We start from the raw sequence: 15,410 nt of genomic DNA on the forward strand, positions 1-15,410 counted from the left end.
CTCCACGGTTCATGAGCACACACCGTGAGCAAAGCGGTAGCCACCCATTTTCGGCCGGACTAGCATCGACGGCACCAGATCCGAGCGACAGGAAGCAGGCCGGGGCCACGTGGCCGAAGAAAACCAGCAGAACAACAAGGAAGGTCAGTCCCGGTTCGCCGTGCCGGAAGGTGCGGTGCTCACGCTGCTCGGGTCGCGCGACGAGAACCTCCGGCTCGCGGAGGAACTGCTCGACGCCGACGTGCACGTGCGCGGGAACGAGATCACCTTGTCCGGCGACCCCGCCGACGTGGCCTTCGCCGAACGCGTCTTCTCCGAGCTCATCACCCTCGCGGGCCGCGGCCAGGCCATCGACCAGAACGCCGTCCGCCGCATCGTCGCGATGCTCAGCGCGAACGAGGCCGAGTCGCCCGCCGAGGTCCTGAGCCTCGACATCGTCAGCCGCCGCGGCCGCACCATCAGGCCGAAGACGCTGAACCAGAAGCACTACGTCGACGCGATCGACAAGAACACGATCGTCTTCGGCATCGGCCCCGCCGGCACCGGCAAGACGTACCTCGCCATGGCCAAGGCCGTGCAGGCGCTGCAGGCCAAGCAGGTCAACCGCATCATCCTCACCCGCCCGGCCGTCGAGGCCGGCGAGCGCCTGGGCTACCTGCCGGGCACGCTCTACGAGAAGATCGACCCGTATCTGCGGCCCCTCTACGACGCGCTGCACGACATGGTCGACCCGGAGTCGATCCCGCGCCTCACGCAGGCTGGCACGATCGAGGTCGCACCGCTGGCTTACATGCGTGGCCGCGCGCAGCCGATCTTCACGCCGGTGCTGACCCCGGAGGGCTATCGCCCGATCGGATCGCTGCAGGTCGGTGACCTGGTCATCGGCTCCAACGGCGAGCCGACCCCCGTGCTGGGCGTCTACCCGCAGGGTGAGAAGGACGTCTACCGCGTCACCGCGCAGGACGGTTCGTCGACGCTCGCGTGCGGTGAGCACCTCTGGACGGTCAGGACGGCGTCCGACCGCCGCCGGAACAAGCCGTGGCGGGTGCTCGAGACGCAGGAGATGATCGGCAACCTCCGTGCCGCTCACGCTCGCCGTTACGAGCTTCCGTTGCTGAGCGCGCCGGTGTGCCTGCCGGAACGCGAAGTGCCGATGGACGCCTACGCGCTGGGCCTGTTGCTGGGCGACGGGTGCATCACGGGCTCGACGACGCCGTCGTTCTCGACCGGTGACCCGGCCCTCGCCTTCGCACTCCAGATCGCGCTGGAGCCGGACATCGCGGTGATGAAGAAGAGCCGGGTCGACTACACGATGCGGCGCATCAGGACCCCTGGCGACGTGATCACGATCGCGAACCCGGTGACCGCTGTCATGCGTGAGCTGGAGCTGCTGGGCACGCGTTCGCACACCAAGTTCGTGCCGGAGCTCTACCTGCACAACAGCGCGGATGTGCGCCTCGCCGTCCTGCAGGGCCTGCTCGACTCGGACGGCGGCCCGGTCACCCAGCTCGGCCGCACCTGCCGCATCCAGTACACGACGACGTCGGAACGGCTGCGGGACGACGTGGTCGCGCTGGTCCGGTCGCTCGGCGGCGTCGCCTACTGGCGCTGCCGTCCGGCCGAGGGACGCAAGCCAGGCAGGGCGAAGGGCCGTGACGTCGGCTACCGCCACGACGCGTACGTCCTCGACATCAGGCTGCCCGAGGGCGTCGAGCCGTTCCGGCTCGAGCGCAAGCGGGAGAAGTACCACGCCGCCGGTGGCGGCGGGCGTCCGATGCGGTTCATCGACAGCATCGAGCCCGCGGGTCGTACGCAGACGGTGTGCATCCAGGTGGCGGCGCAGGACTCGCTGTACGTCACCGAGGACTACCTGCTGACGCACAACACGCTCAACGACGCGTTCATCATCCTCGACGAGGCGCAGAACACCACGCCCGAGCAGATGAAGATGTTCCTCACCCGTCTCGGCTTCGGCTCCAAGGTGGTCGTCACGGGTGACATCACCCAGGTCGACCTCCCCGGCGGCCAGCGCAGCGGCCTGCGCGTGGTCAGGGAGATCCTCGAGGGCGTCGAGGACGTGCACTTCTCGATCCTGACCAGCCAGGACGTGGTGCGCCACCGCCTGGTCGGCGACATCGTCGACGCGTACGACAAGTGGCAGGTCCAGCAGGACGCCGTCGACCAGAACGGGCAACACCACGGACCCGGTGCACGCCGGGGGAACCAGCGGCGAGGACGATAGGCGTCGTGAGTATCGAGATCGCCAACGAGTCGGGTGTCGGAGTCGACGAAGGGTCCATCGTCTCCGCCGCCCGCTTCGCGCTGGACCGCATGGGCGTGAGCCCGCTGGCCGAACTGTCCGTCCTGCTCGTGGAGCTGGACGTGATGGCAGACCTGCACGAGCGCTGGATGGACCTGCCGGGTCCGACGGACGTCATGGCCTTCCCCATGGACGAGCTGGACTCCGCGCGCCGCCCTGACGCCGCGGGTCTCGGGCCCGCGCTGCTCGGGGACATCGTGCTGTGTCCCGCGTTCGCCAAGGACCAGGCCAAGAAGGCGGGCCACGGCCTGCTGGACGAGCTGCACCTGCTGACCGTGCACGGCGTGCTGCACCTGCTCGGCTACGACCACGCCGAGCCCGCCGAGGAACGTGAGATGTTCACGTTGCAGAACCGCATCCTCGGCGACTTCCGCACCGCGCGGGACGAGGCCGAACGGGCCGCGCACCAGCGCAGCACCGACGACAAGGTGCTCGGCGCGGTCGGCCTGGACGAGAAGAACGAAGAAGCCTGACGCGATGAGCGCCAACCCTGCCAGTGTGATCGTGCTGGCCGTTCTGCTCGTGCTGGCCGCAGGCCTGTTCGCGTGTGTGGATGCCGCTCTCGGCACCGTGTCACGCGCACGGGTGGAGGCCCTGCAACGGCAGGGTCGCTGGGGCACCGGGCAGTTGCTGAACGTCCTCAACGACCGGCCACGGCACGTCAACCTGTTGTTGCTGCTGCGCCTGGCCTGCGAGATGTCGGCGGCGGTGCTGGTCACGACGGTGTTCCTCGACTACGTGGCACAGGACTGGCTCGCCGTCCTGTACTCGTGCCTGAGCATGCTCGTCGTGTCGTACGTCCTCGTCGGCGTCGGACCGCGCACCATCGGCCGTCAGCACTCGTACGGCGTGAGCCTGCTCGCCGCGGGCACCGTCCGGCAGCTCGGGCGCGTGCTCGGGCCGCTGTCCAAGCTGCTGATCCTCGTCGGTAACGCCATCACGCCCGGTAAGGGTTTCCGCGAGGGTCCGTTCAGCTCGGAGGTCGAGCTGCGTGAGCTCGTCGACATGGCGCAGGAACGTGGCGTCGTGGACGAGGGCGAGCGCGAGATGATCCACTCGGTGTTCGAGCTGGGCGACACCATCACGCGCGAGATCATGGTGCCGCGCACCGAGATCGTGTGGATCGAGCAGTCGAAGTCGCTGCGGCAGGCGCTCGCGCTGTCGTTGCGCACGGGCTACACCCGCATCCCGGTGATCGGCGAGAGCGTCGACGACGTGCTCGGCGTGGTGAACCTCAAGGACCTGATGCGGGCCACGCTCGCCGAGGACGAGGACCCGAAGAGCGTCGCCGAGCTGATGCGCCCGATGAGCTTCATCCCGGACTCGAAGCCCATCGCGGACCTGCTGCGCGAGATGCAGGTGTCGCGCCGGCACATGGCGATCGTCGTGGACGAGTACGGCGGCACCGCCGGCCTGCTGACCATCGAGGACATCCTCGAGGAGATCGTCGGCGAGATCACCGACGAGTCCGACACCGACGACCGCCCGCCGGTCGAGCACCTGGAGGACGGCGCGGTGCGGGTCAGCGCGCGCCTGCCGGTGGACGACCTAGACGCGTTGTTCGGCACCGAGCTCGACGACCATGAGGTGGAGACCGTCGGCGGCCTGCTCGCGCAACGGCTCGGGCGCGTGCCGCTGCCCGGCACCGAGGCGGAGATCGCCGGCCTGCGCATGCGGGCCGAGGGCGGCAAGGACGAACGCGGCCGCATTCGCGTCACCACCGTGCTCGTACGTCCCGTGCAGAAGGAGAACGATGACGATGCCTGACGTCGACCCCGAGAACGCCAAGCTCATCACGCTGGCGCGGTCCGTGCGAGCGCGCAACGGCGCCGAGGAGGGAGCGGCGGTGCGGGACCTCGACGGCCGCACCTACAACGCCTCCACCGTCTCGTTGCCGTCGCTGAAGCTCACCGCGCTGCAGGCGGCGATCGCGGCAGCCGTGTCGAGTGGTGCCGAGGGGCTGGAGGCGGCGGCGGTCGTCACCGAGTCGAACCGGGTGGACGGGGAGTCGCTGGCGGCCATGCGTGACCTCACGCCCTCCGGCCCGGTGCTTCTCGCGAACCTCTCGGGCGAGCTGCGCAAGCAGTTCTAGGTGGTCGGAAGGCCCCGCGAACGGCCAGAACGAGCTAGAGGGACAATGGACGGATGGATGGTTACCGCTCCGGGTTCGCGTGCTTCGTCGGCCGCCCGAACGCAGGGAAGTCGACGCTGACGAACGCGCTGGTGGGCACGAAGGTCGCCATCACGTCCAGCAAGCCGCAGACCACGCGGCACACGATCCGCGGCATCGTGCACCGCGAGGACGGCCAGCTCGTGCTGGTCGACACGCCCGGTCTGCACCGGCCGCGCACGTTGCTCGGCCAGCGGCTCAACGACCTGGTGCGCGAGACGTGGTCGGAGGTCGACGTCGTCGGCTTCTGCGTGCCCGCGGACCAGAAGGTCGGCCCCGGTGACAAGTTCATCGCCGCCGAGCTGGAGAAGGTCGCCAAGCGCACGCCCGTGCTCGGCATCGTCACCAAGACGGACCTGGTGTCGCAGCAGCAGGTGATGGAGCAGTTGCTCGCGCTGCAGAAGATCATGGAGTTCGCCGAGATCATCCCGGTGTCCGCGGTGGACGGCTTCCAGGTCGACACGCTGAGCGACCTGCTGCTGAAGAAGCTGCCGGAGGGCCCGCAGCTGTTCCCGGACGGCGACCTGACCGACGAGCCGGAGCAGACCCTGGTCGCCGAGCTGATCCGCGAGGCCGCGCTGGAGGGTGTGCGCGACGAGCTGCCGCACTCCATCGCCGTGGTGGTCGAGGAGATGGAGCCGCGGGAGGGTCGCAACGACCTGATCGACATCCACGCGTTCGTGTTCGTGGAACGGTCGTCGCAGAAGGCGATCATCCTGGGACATCGGGGCGAGCGGCTCAAGCAGGTCGGCATGGAGGCGCGCAAGCAGATCGAGCGTCTGCTGGGCAGCCGGGTGTACCTGAACCTGCACATCAAGATCGCCAAGGACTGGCAGCGGGACCCGAAGCAGTTGCGCCGCCTGGGATTTTAGTGCCGTGACCTCCAGTCTTCACCGCGTCTTCCGGCGCCCAGCAGGCCACCTCACGGCACCGGCCCCGCGCCCCCATATGCCCGATATGAGGGCGCGGGGCCGGCACCGCGATGCGACCGTCTGAACGTCGAAACACGAGGTAAAGACCGGAGGTCACGGCACTATGGCACATCTGTACGGCGACACCGGCATCGTGCTTCGCGTGCAGAAGCTCGGTGAAGCCGACCGGATCATCACCTTCCTGACCCAGAAGCACGGCAAGCTCCGCGCCGTGGCCAAGGGCGTGCGCCGCACGTCGTCGAAGTTCGGCGCGCGGCTGGAGCCGTTCTGCCACGTCGACGTGCAGTTCCACCCCGGCCGGTCGCTCGACATCATCACGCAGGTGCAGACGCTGGACGCGTTCGGCGTCGGCATCGTCACGGACTACCAGCGCTACACGGCCGCGTGCGCCATCTTGGAGACCGCTGACCGGCTCACGGCCGAAGAGGGCGAACCGGTCTTGCGGCTGTACATGCTCGTGGCCGGGGCGTTGCGGGCGTTGTCGAACGGTGAGCGGGACCCGTCGCTGCTGCTGGACGCGTTCCTCATGCGTGCGATGGCGTTCGCGGGATGGGCGCCCGCGGTGAACGAGTGTGCGAAGTGCGGCGATCCCGGTCCGCACCGGGCGTTCAGCATCCAGGCGGGCGGCTCGTGCTGCCCGAACTGCCGTCCCGCCGGCTCGTCGTCGCCGTCCCAGGACACGCTGACGTTGCTCTCGGCGTTGCTGCACGGCCGGTGGACCGTGGTCGACGAGATCCCGCACATCGCCCGTCGTGACGCGAGTGGCCTGGTCGCGGCGCATCTGCAGTGGCACCTCGAACGGCAGCTCAGGTCGTTGCCTTTGGTCGAGCGAAAGGCACAGCCGGCAGACGGCTAATGTGGCGGCTACCCGAAAACGGTTGTCGCCCGAGAGGATGCCGAGCCCCATGTTGCGTCGCCGCCGCTCTGAGCGTGAGAAGCGCGTACCGCGCCCGCCGGAGCCGCACGAGTCCGGTGCGACGCCCCCGGACATCCCCGCCGACTTGGTGCCCAAGCACATCGCGATCGTGATGGACGGCAACGGCCGTTGGGCGAACCAGCGCGGGCTGTCGCGGGTGGAGGGGCACAAGCGCGGTGAGCAGGTCGTGCTCGACGTCGCGAAGGGCTCCATCGAGCTGGGCGTGAAGTGGCTCTCGCTCTACGCCTTCTCCACGGAGAACTGGAAGCGCAGCCCCGAAGAGGTCCGCTTCCTGATGAACTTCAACCGCGACGTGATCGCGCGCCGCACCGACGAGCTGGACGAGATGGGTGTCCGCATCCACTGGGCCGGCCGCTCGCCGAAGCTGTGGGGCAGCGTCATCAAGCAGCTGCAGGAGGCCGAGGTCCGCACGGCCGAGAACGACGTGCTGAACCTCGTGATGTGCGTGAACTACGGCGGCCGCGCGGAGATCGGCGACGCCGCCCGCGAGGTCGCGCGCCTGGTCGCCGCCGGGAAGATCAACCCGGACAAGGTCGACGAGCGCACCCTCGCGAAGTACCTGTACAAGCCGGAGATGCCCGACGTCGACCTGTTCATCAGGCCGTCCGGTGAACAGCGCATCTCGAACTTCCTGCTGTGGCAGTCCGCGTACGCCGAGATGGTGTACCAGGACATCCTGTGGCCCGATTTCGACCGCCGCGACCTGTGGCGCGCTTGCGAGAAGTTCGCGGGCCGCGACCGCCGCTTCGGCGGTGCCGTCGACAAACCCGGCGAGGAGGCGGTGTCGTCGTGAACGCGAGTGGTGAGGCCCTGGAGGCCGCGCGCAAGGCGTTGGAGCTGTTCCACGACGTCTCCGTGGACGACGACGGCGCGTTGAGCTTCCGCCACGGCGACGTGCCGTGCGCGGTGCAGGGCATGGAACTGGCCGAAGGGCTGACGGTGCTCTCGCTGACGGTCGTCGTCGCGTGGGACCTGGTCGGCGACGTGGCCGTGTGGGTGGCCGAACGCGCTGGTCAGGGCCTGTTCGGGACGTTGGGTGTCATCGCGTCCGAACGAGGCACGGACGTGATGCTCCGGTACGCCTTCCCGGCGGACGGCCTCAAGCCCGAGCCGCTGAGCACGCTGCTCATGCTCGTCGTGTCGACCGCCTCGCAGGTGCGCGGCGAGCTCCTCTCCCGGTTTTCTTGAGAAAGGACCCTTCCATGGGTGGCGTGATCATTTACGAGCCGGAAGAGGACTCGGACGTCAACGAGTTCCCGTGGACCGTCACGTTCGAGCCCTCGGGCGGCGACGACTGGGACTCGTTCATCTGCGGCCCGTACGAGCGTGACCACGCCGTCGCGCTGGCCGAGGCCGTGGCGCTGGACGACGCCGAGGGCGGCGTGCTGGCCATCGTGAAGCCGATGCTGCCCGCGCTGTCGGCCGAGGACGTCTCCGCGACGATCGAGGAGCTCCGCGAGGCCGCCCTCGAAGAGGAGGCCGACGACGAGGAGACTGTCAACGGCACTCCGGTCGACTTCGACGACGACGACCTCGAAGAGGAGGAGGCGGAGTTCGACGAGCCGCCCTCGCCCGAGGAGATCCGTGAGGGCATGGCGCGCCAGTACCGCCGCCTGCTGGACCTGGACGCGGACGCGGACGCGGAATGACTATCACCGGCGAGATCCGCTCGTCGAAGCGGCGCTCGGGCCCGCATCGGCTGAAGATCACGTCGTTGGAGGTGCTGTGCGGGATCCTCGTTCTCGCACTGCTCTTCCAGTCCAGGCTCGTCGACCTGCTCGACGCGCCGAAGCTGCGGACGGCGTCGACGGTGTTCGTGGCGATCTGCGTGCAGGCGATGCCGTTCCTGGTGCTGGGCGTGCTGATCTCGGGCGCCATCGCGGCGTTCGTGCCGCCCTCGGCCCTGCGCCGGTTGCTGCCTTCGAAGACCGCGCTGGCCGTGCCCGTGGCCGGTGTCGCGGGCATCGCCCTGCCGGGCTGTGAGTGCGCCTCGGTGCCGGTCGCGAAGCGGTTGATGCAGCAGGGTGTCGCGCCGGCCGTGGCGCTGACGTTCCTGCTGGCCGCACCCGCGGTGAACCCGATCGTGCTGGTGTCGACCGCTGTGGCGTTCAACGACACCCCGATGATGGTCGTCGCGCGGTTCGCCGGCTCGTTGCTGACCGCGATGATCATGGGCTGGCTGTGGGTGCGCTTCGGCAAGATGGAGTGGATCGCCGAACGCGCGCTGGCACGCATGGCCGACCACTCCGGTAGGTCGAAGTGGGCCGTGTTCGCCGAGAGCGCGCGGCACGACCTGGTGGACGCCGGCGGGTTCCTGGTACTCGGCGGGCTGTTCGCGGCGGCGTTCAAGACGTTCGTGCCGACCGCGTGGATGCAGACGCTGGGCGGCCAGATCGTGCTGGGCGTGATCGTGATGGCCCTCCTGGCCGTCATCCTCGCGCTGTGCTCGGAGGCCGACGCCTTCGTGGCGGTGGCGTTCTCCGCGCTGCCCCTGCTGCCGCGCCTGGTGTTCCTCGTCGTCGGCCCGGCCGTCGACGTGAAGCTGATCGCGCTGCAGGCCGGTGCGTTCGGCAAGTCCTTCGCGTTCCGCTTCGCACCCGCTACCTTCGTGGTGGCGATCTTGTGTGCCGTGGTGAGTGGAGTGGTGCTGCTGTGAGACGGGAAACCCAGAACATCCTGCTGGTCCTGCTCGGCGGCGCGCTGCTGAAGATCAGCTTCTCGGGCCTGTACCTCAGGTACGTGCAGAAGAGCCTGCTGCCACTGCTGATCGCGGCCGGCGTGATCATGATCGGCCTGGCGCTGTTCGCGATCGTCCAGGACATCCGCCGCGGCAAGGCCGCCTCCGATGCCGACCACGAGCACTCGCACTCGTCGCGCTCGACGTGGCTGATGCTGCTGCCGGTGCTGGCGGTGTTCCTGATCTCGCCTCCCGCTCTGGGTGGCGACGTCGTGAACTCGGCCGCCGACACGAACCAGGCGCAGCGCTCCCGCAACCTGCTGGGCGAACTGCCGTCCGGGGACGTGATCCCGTTGTCCATGACGGAGTTCGTCACGCGCACGGCGTGGGACGAGTCCGGGACGCTCGACGGGCGCCGGGTGAAGCTGACCGGGTTCCTGCTGCGCGCGGAGGGCGACACGTTCGTCGCGCGGCTCGCGATCTCGTGCTGCGCCGCCGACGCCCGGCCGTTGAAGGTGCGGGTGACCGGGGACGTGCCCTCGCTGCCCGACGAGCAGTGGGTCGAGGTGACCGGGCAGGTCGTGCCGAAGTCGGCGAGCGAGAAGAACTCCTGGGTGCCGAGCTTCACCGTGGAGTCCTTCACGCCCGTGCCCGAGCCGGTCGAGCCCTACGAGTCCTAGGTCCTACTTGAGGCCCTTCGCCGTGCAGTCCGCGCACGTCCCGAAGATCTCGACGGTGTGGCTGACCTCGGAAAAGCCGTTCTCGGCCGCCACCCGGTCCGCCCACTTCTCGACGGCGGGACCCTCCACCTCGACCGTGCGGCCGCAGTGGCGGCACACGAGGTGATGGTGGTGGTGCGCCGAGCAACGGCGGTAGATCGCCTCGCCCGAGTCGGTGCGCAGGACGTCGACCTGGCCGGCGTCCGCGAGGGACTGCAGGGTGCGGTAGACCGTGGTCAGGCCGATGCCCTCGCCGCGGCGGCGTAGTTCCTCGTGTAGTTCCTGGGCGCTGCGGAAGTCGTCGAGCTGGTCGAGCAGGTTCGACACCGCGGTGCGCTGCTTGGTGGACCTCAGTCCGGTCACAACTTCTCCTCGACGTGCGTCACAGCGTCCACCACGATGTGCGCCAGATGTTCGTCCACCAGTCGGTACACGACCTCGCGGCCGTGTCTCTCGCCGTGCACCACGCCCGCCGACTTCAGCACGCGCAGGTGCTGGCTGATCAGCGGCTGCGCGACTCCCAGAGCCTCGACCAGTTCGTGCACGCAGCGGTCATGTTCCCGCAGTTGCAGCACGATGGCGATGCGGACCGGGGCGGCCAGTGCGCGCAGCAGGTCGCCGGCCTCGGCGAGGGTGTGCGCGGGGCGGGGTGGAGCGGGCGCGGGGGCCGCGCGTTCGGGGGAGTGCTCACCGTGCAGCTGGACGGTCATGGCGGCACACCTCACCTGGTAGGGATTTTCACAACCAATTCTACGGTGATGATGAGCAGTACCAGCAGGACCACCACGCGCAATGTGCGGTGAGCTGGGGAAAGAACCTTCCAAGTGGCCGCCAGGAGCACCGCTGCGCCCACGATCAGCACACCGAGGAGCACCGCGCCGAGGGTGCCGCCCACCAGAACGCCGGTGACGAACAGACCGAGCACGAGCACGAACGCAACGACGGGGCGCACACGCGCGAGTGGTCCGTCGCCGGGCAGGAGAGGGCGCTTGGAGGTCACCGTGCCATCCTTGCACCGTGCTGCTGGTGTGCCGATTCCGCGTGTCCGACCCCGAGACGTTCACTGTGCGCGTCGAAGAGGCGTTGAAGCTGCTGACGGCTCAGCCGGGGTGTCACAAGGGCACGCTGGCGCGGTCGACCGACGAGGACGACCGCTGGGTGCTGACCGTCGAGTTCGAGTCCGTGGTGGCTTATCGGCGCGCCATGTCGCCGTTCCCCGTGCGCGAACACGTCATCCCGCTGCTGTCCGAGGCGCTGACCGACGAGCCCGCGATGTACGAGCCGGCGCTGACCAGCACCGGCGGCGAGGTCGAGACGCACACGAGCGTGCTCGCCGAGGACGCGTTCACGGTGCGGCTCGGCGAGGCGGCAGGGCCTACGAACCCTCGGCGATAGCTTCCATCTCCTTGACCCACTCCTCCTGCGAGTCGTGGGGGAGGAGCTCCAACGCCCTGCGCGCGGCCTCGGCGGCCTCCGCGGACCGGCCCAGCGCGTGCAGCGTCTTGGCCTTGCCGCTCTCCGCGTACGCCTCCGGCGTCTTCTCGAACGCGTCGAGCGCCTCGTCGTAGCGGCCGTTCTCGAAGTAGAACCAGCCGAGGTTGTTGTGCAGCGGGCCGAGCCAGCGCACGAGTCCGGGGTTGGCCACGACCAGTTCGATGCCCTGCTTGGTCCACTTCTCCGGGTCGTCGACCAGCGACGCCATGTGCGCGGCGTCGACCGCGAGCGACAGGTCACCGCGCGTCTTGGCGAGGATGAACGCCGCCACGAACAACGGTTGCGCCGCCTCGGAGTCGCCGCCGGAGCGGTGCAGCCTGCCGCGTTCGAGCAGCGCGCGCACCCGGCCCGTCGAGTCGGGGGCGACCAGCACCTCCGCCTCGTCGACCAGAGCGTGACCCGCGGCGAAGTTCTCCCTCAGCCCCTCGACGCGGGCGAGCTGGGTCAGCACCTCCGCCCGCTCGTCATCGGTCTCCACGTTGCCCAGGAACGCGCGGAACCTCGCCTCGGTGCCGTCCAGGTCGGCGAAGTCCCACAGCTCTCGCAGCCGGTCTTCCATTCGTGCAGGGTAAGGCTCCGGTCGCCCGTTCGGGGCGTGACGTGACGGGCTAGGGTTTGTATCGAAGTCTGGTTCGATGAGAGCCGCGCTTGAGGTGGTTCCTGGTGGTGCGGCCGGACGGCCTGCATACCGGTGTTGTATGTGGGTTGTCCGGCCGCACCACCAGGGGCCGCCTCGGGCCCGGCTGTCGCGGATCAGACTTCGATACAGACCCTAAGCTTGAGCCCCCGATTCTCATTCCCCCGATGGAGTTCCCCTTGCCCGCCGATCGCATCGAGACCGTTGTCAGCCTCTGCAAGCGCAGGGGGTTCGTCTACCCGTGCGGGGAGATCTACGGCGGTACCCGCTCGGCATGGGACTACGGACCTCTCGGGGTCGAGCTCAAGGACAACATCAAGCGGCAGTGGTGGAACTTCATGGTCCGCGGCCGCGAGGACGTCGTCGGCCTGGACTCGTCGGTGATCCTGCCGCGTGACGTGTGGGTCGCCTCCGGTCACGTCGAGGCGTTCGTCGACCCGCTCGTCGAGTGCGAGTCGTGCCACAAGCGGTTCCGCGCGGACACGCTGTCCGAGGAGTACGCGGAGCGCACCGGCAAGGAGGTCGCCGAGGGCGACGTCTCCGACGTGCCGTGCCCCAACTGCGGCGTGCGCGGCACCTACACCGAGCCGAAGATGTTCAACGGCCTGCTCAAGACGCACCTCGGTCCGATCGAGACCGAGGAGGGCCTGCACTACCTGCGCCCCGAGACCGCGCAGGGCATCTTCACGAACTTCCTGAACGTGCAGACGACGTCGCGCAAGAAGCCGCCGTTCGGCATCGGTCAGATCGGCAAGTCGTTCCGCAACGAGATCACGCCGGGCAACTTCATCTTCCGCACCCGCGAGTTCGAGCAGATGGAGATGGAGTTCTTCGTCGAGCCCGGGACGGACGAGGAATGGCACCAGTACTGGATCGACGAGCGCACCCGCTGGTACACGGACCTGGGCATCTCCAAGGAGAACCTGCGTCACTACGAGCACCCGAAGGAAAAGCTGTCGCACTACTCGAAGCGGACGGTCGACGTCGAGTACCGCTTCCAGTTCGGCGGCCAGGAGTGGGGTGAGCTCGAGGGCATCGCGAACCGCACCGACTTCGACCTCACCACGCACTCGAACCACTCGGGTGTCGACCTGTCGTACTTCGACCAGGCCACGAACTCGCGCTTCAGGCCGTTCGTCATCGAACCGGCCGCTGGTGTCGGCCGCCCGATGATGGCGTTCCTGCTGGAGGCCTACTCCGAGGACGAGGCCCCGAACGCCAAGGGCGGCGTGGACAAGCGCGTCGTGCTGAAGCTCGACCGCCGCCTCGCGCCGGTCAAGGTCGCGGTGCTGCCGTTGTCGCGCAACGCCGACCTGTCGCCCAAGGCCCGCGACCTCGCGACGGCCCTGCGCCGCAACTGGAACGTCGACTTCGACGACGCCGGCGCCATCGGCCGCCGCTACCGCCGCCAGGACGAGATCGGCACGCCGTTCTGCGTGACGGTCGACTTCGACACGCTCACCGACCTCGCCGTGACGGTGCGGGAGCGCGACACGATGTCGCAGGAGCGTGTGGCGATGGACCAGCTGGAGTCGTACCTCGCGGCACGCCTCGTCGGCTGCTAGTGCCACACCACTAGCCTTCACCGGGTCTTCCGGCGCTCAGCAGGGCGCCTCGCGGCACCGTGTCCAGTACCCGGGACGCGGGGACGGCACCACGATGCACCCGTGTGACCGGCGAAATACCAGGTAAAGGCTAGTGGCCACCGCACTTGTCCGGCCTGTTTTCGGGCCCGGTGGCTTTCAGCGGGCCCGATTTCGTCTCCGGCCGCGAGCAACATCCTGAGGCGTCCGCGCGTGTAAAAGGGCATGACGGGGGAGCGCGGGCAGGCTGCGGCGGGGGTGGTGCTCCTCGCCTGGGTGGTGGTGTTCGCGGCGTTGACCGAGGTGGGGAACCCGCAGGTGCTCCTGGCCACGGCCGTGAGCGGCGGGCTGGTGTGCCTGTGCGCGGTGGCGGGTGGCGTGGTGGCGATGCGGATCACCGACGCGGAGTCGGCGGCTCGGTTGCGGCACGTGTTCGTGGTGCTGGAAGGCACCGCGATGGCGATCTTCTACCTGTTCTACGGGTTCGCGTTCAGCGCCGAGCCCGTGGGGAGGCCGGGGGACTTCGCGGTCGTGGTCCTGCTGGCGCTCTCGGTGCCGGCACTGGGTGCGCTCGCGTTGGTCGTGTGGCGGAGCTACGCCGTGCACAAGGTCGTCGTCGAGGCCTTCGGGCCGCTCGTGCCGGATTCCCGCGCAGGCGGTGGGTTGCAGCGCATCAGGGTGCTCGCGACCGTGCTCGTCACAGTGGGACTCGTTTTGGCGGTGTCCGCGATGACGGTGGCGCTCGTGACGCCGCTGTACCGGCCGGTGCTGCTGGTCGTCGGATTGCTGGTGACGCTCACGCCCGTGGTACTCGGGGTGAGTCTGGCGCGGGTGACGGACGTCTACTCCGCACGGCGCCGCAACGTCGGCAACTACGTCATCGTCCTCGCCGCTTCGGGGTTCGCCGTCTCCGAGTTCTCCTCCGGCGCGGGCGTCGCGGGGGCGTTGTTCGGCGCGCTGGTCTTCGGCGCGGTCGTGCTGCTCGTGATCGCGATCCTCGTGGTGCGCGAGTTCACCGGCGAGTGGGACCGGCCGTGGCGGGAGCGCCAGGACCGGAGGGTCAGCCGTTGACACCCAGCTTCGCGAGGACGGCCGACGCGACGGCGTTGATCGACTGCCTGGCCGTCGTCCAGGATCCCGTCGGGCTCGTGGTGAGCACGGCGACGGCGTAGCGGCCGTCGAGCACGCCCGCGCTGTGCAGGTAGACGTCGCTCGGCAGGTAGTACATCCAGCCCTGCTTGGCGTAGACGCCGGTGACGCCGAGCAGACCGAATGCCTGGTCGAAGCCGTCGGCGGCGGTGGCCGGCGCGGACGACAGCGCCGCGACGATCGCGTCGCGCGCCGGTGAGCCGAGGATGTAGTGGTAGAGCCGCACCATGTCGTTCGCGGTGATGACGACCTCTCCCCACTGTGAGGGGTCGTCCGGCGCATGCGTGCCGGTGAGGCCCGCTTCGGCGGCGACGCGGCCGATGGCGTCCATGCCGTCGAACCTCGTCCACAGCACGTCCATGGCGTTGTCGTCGCTCGCGCTCAACGCGCGGTGGATCAGGTCCTGGTCCTCGTCGGACAACTGCTGTTGCAACGCGTCCACGGCGAGGATCAGTTTCGACAACGACGCCGAGTAGAACGGCCTGTCGCCCTGTTCCGAGACCACCTGGTCGGTCTGGAGGTCGAGCACCGCGACGCCGACGTCGGACGCACTGCCCGCAGCGGCGATATCCAATATATCAGCCGCTGATATATTGGATATCGCCGAAGAGTCAGTATCCGATATATCAGCGTCGCCGGGATCCGGCGAACCGTCGCCGATGTCCAGCACGTCCGGGCCGCGCGATATATCGGCGGCAGGCTTGCCGTGCGCCAGGCACGGCGACGTCTCGGGGACGACGAACACGGCCGCCGCGAAGAAGAGGATCAGGGCCCAGCGCACACTTCAAAGGT

Annotated in this window: 18 protein-coding genes and 3 pseudogenes; 16 read left to right on the plus strand and 5 right to left on the minus strand. The window is 68.7% G+C overall.

Annotated elements, in window-relative coordinates; translation table 11 throughout:
* Positions 1–109: 109 nt before the first annotated feature.
* The 13 genes and pseudogenes from BLR21_RS44535 to BLR21_RS13085 all read left to right on the plus strand — a co-directional run.
* Positions 110–802, plus strand: a pseudogene (locus BLR21_RS44535) (PhoH family protein); the annotation flags it as partial.
* A gap of 570 nt (positions 803–1,372) precedes the next feature.
* Positions 1,373–1,555: pseudogene (locus tag BLR21_RS44540) on the plus strand (hypothetical protein); the annotation flags it as partial.
* 330 nt (positions 1,556–1,885) lie between these two features.
* Positions 1,886–2,242, plus strand: a pseudogene (locus BLR21_RS43760) (PhoH family protein); the annotation flags it as partial.
* A gap of 5 nt (positions 2,243–2,247) precedes the next feature.
* Positions 2,248–2,793, plus strand: a complete 546-nt coding sequence (gene ybeY, locus BLR21_RS13040) for an rRNA maturation RNase YbeY (RefSeq protein ID WP_030474423.1) — start codon at positions 2,248–2,250, stop codon at positions 2,791–2,793.
* Between the two features lie 4 nt (positions 2,794–2,797).
* Complete coding sequence (locus BLR21_RS13045) at positions 2,798–4,087, plus strand: hemolysin family protein (RefSeq protein WP_090006120.1); 1,290 nt, start codon at positions 2,798–2,800, stop codon at positions 4,085–4,087.
* Complete coding sequence (locus BLR21_RS13050; protein WP_090006453.1) at positions 4,080–4,412, plus strand: cytidine deaminase; 333 nt, start codon at positions 4,080–4,082, stop codon at positions 4,410–4,412. The genes BLR21_RS13045 and BLR21_RS13050 overlap by 8 nt, the downstream gene beginning before the upstream one ends.
* A 53-nt stretch (positions 4,413–4,465) precedes the next feature.
* The gene (gene era / locus BLR21_RS13055) at positions 4,466–5,362 is read left to right on the plus strand and encodes a GTPase Era (RefSeq protein ID WP_090006121.1); all 897 of its coding nucleotides are present in this window, start codon (positions 4,466–4,468) and stop codon (positions 5,360–5,362) included.
* A gap of 163 nt (positions 5,363–5,525) precedes the next feature.
* Positions 5,526–6,278, plus strand: coding sequence for a DNA repair protein RecO (gene recO / locus BLR21_RS13060; RefSeq protein WP_030474427.1), 753 nt, complete (start codon positions 5,526–5,528; stop codon positions 6,276–6,278).
* A 49-nt stretch (positions 6,279–6,327) separates the two neighbouring features.
* Positions 6,328–7,152, plus strand: a complete 825-nt coding sequence (locus BLR21_RS13065; RefSeq protein WP_090006122.1) for an isoprenyl transferase — start codon at positions 6,328–6,330, stop codon at positions 7,150–7,152.
* The gene (locus tag BLR21_RS13070; protein ID WP_086667743.1) at positions 7,149–7,547 is read left to right on the plus strand and encodes a YbjN domain-containing protein; all 399 of its coding nucleotides are present in this window, start codon (positions 7,149–7,151) and stop codon (positions 7,545–7,547) included. Before BLR21_RS13065 ends, BLR21_RS13070 begins: the two co-directional genes overlap by 4 nt.
* Positions 7,548–7,570: 23 nt before the next feature.
* The gene (locus BLR21_RS42445; RefSeq protein WP_176929614.1) at positions 7,571–8,008 is read left to right on the plus strand and encodes a hypothetical protein; all 438 of its coding nucleotides are present in this window, start codon (positions 7,571–7,573) and stop codon (positions 8,006–8,008) included.
* The gene (locus BLR21_RS13080; protein ID WP_090006123.1) at positions 8,005–9,015 is read left to right on the plus strand and encodes a permease; all 1,011 of its coding nucleotides are present in this window, start codon (positions 8,005–8,007) and stop codon (positions 9,013–9,015) included. The genes BLR21_RS42445 and BLR21_RS13080 overlap by 4 nt, the downstream gene beginning before the upstream one ends.
* Positions 9,012–9,716, plus strand: coding sequence for a TIGR03943 family putative permease subunit (locus BLR21_RS13085; protein WP_090006124.1), 705 nt, complete (start codon positions 9,012–9,014; stop codon positions 9,714–9,716). Before BLR21_RS13080 ends, BLR21_RS13085 begins: the two co-directional genes overlap by 4 nt.
* A gap of 3 nt (positions 9,717–9,719) precedes the next feature.
* Here the strand turns inward: BLR21_RS13085 and BLR21_RS13090 are convergent, their stop codons facing one another.
* From BLR21_RS13090 to BLR21_RS13100, 3 genes are read right to left on the minus strand one after another with little or no spacing between them, the layout of a single operon-like run.
* The gene (locus BLR21_RS13090) at positions 9,720–10,118 is read right to left on the minus strand and encodes a Fur family transcriptional regulator (RefSeq protein ID WP_030474433.1); all 399 of its coding nucleotides are present in this window, start codon (positions 10,116–10,118) and stop codon (positions 9,720–9,722) included.
* Positions 10,115–10,465: an ArsR/SmtB family transcription factor gene (locus BLR21_RS13095; RefSeq protein WP_051768539.1), complete on the minus strand. Its 351-nt coding sequence runs from the start codon at positions 10,463–10,465 to the stop codon at positions 10,115–10,117. The genes BLR21_RS13090 and BLR21_RS13095 overlap by 4 nt, the downstream gene beginning before the upstream one ends.
* A gap of 11 nt (positions 10,466–10,476) precedes the next feature.
* Entirely contained in the window at positions 10,477–10,755 is a 279-nt protein-coding gene (locus tag BLR21_RS13100) for a hypothetical protein (RefSeq protein WP_090006125.1), read from the minus strand.
* A 17-nt stretch (positions 10,756–10,772) separates the two neighbouring features.
* On the opposite strand from BLR21_RS13100, the gene BLR21_RS13105 reads away from it, so the two are divergent.
* Positions 10,773–11,150 (plus strand): antibiotic biosynthesis monooxygenase, encoded by a 378-nt coding sequence (locus tag BLR21_RS13105; protein ID WP_090006126.1) that lies wholly within the window; start codon positions 10,773–10,775, stop codon positions 11,148–11,150.
* Here the strand turns inward: BLR21_RS13105 and BLR21_RS13110 are convergent.
* Positions 11,131–11,808 carry a tetratricopeptide repeat protein gene (locus BLR21_RS13110; protein ID WP_051768541.1) on the minus strand — a complete coding sequence of 226 codons (678 nt, stop codon included), beginning with the start codon at positions 11,806–11,808 and terminating at the stop codon, positions 11,131–11,133. The genes BLR21_RS13105 and BLR21_RS13110 overlap by 20 nt on opposite strands.
* Before the next feature lie 257 nt (positions 11,809–12,065).
* On the opposite strand from BLR21_RS13110, the gene BLR21_RS13115 reads away from it, so the two are divergent.
* Positions 12,066–13,451: a glycine--tRNA ligase gene (locus tag BLR21_RS13115; RefSeq protein WP_030474438.1), complete on the plus strand. Its 1,386-nt coding sequence runs from the start codon at positions 12,066–12,068 to the stop codon at positions 13,449–13,451.
* 243 nt (positions 13,452–13,694) lie between these two features.
* Positions 13,695–14,540 carry a hypothetical protein gene (locus BLR21_RS13120; RefSeq protein ID WP_143027702.1) on the plus strand — a complete coding sequence of 282 codons (846 nt, stop codon included), beginning with the start codon at positions 13,695–13,697 and terminating at the stop codon, positions 14,538–14,540.
* Here the strand turns inward: BLR21_RS13120 and BLR21_RS13125 are convergent.
* Entirely contained in the window at positions 14,530–15,399 is an 870-nt protein-coding gene (locus BLR21_RS13125) for a serine hydrolase (RefSeq protein WP_143027703.1), read from the minus strand. The two genes, BLR21_RS13120 and BLR21_RS13125, sit on opposite strands and share 11 nt — an antisense overlap.
* Between the last annotated feature and the right edge of the window lie 11 nt (positions 15,400–15,410).

Origin of the sequence: Lentzea albidocapillata subsp. violacea (assembly GCF_900100275.1) — a bacterium.
GTDB classification, from domain to species: Bacteria; Actinomycetota; Actinomycetes; order Mycobacteriales; family Pseudonocardiaceae; genus Lentzea; species Lentzea violacea.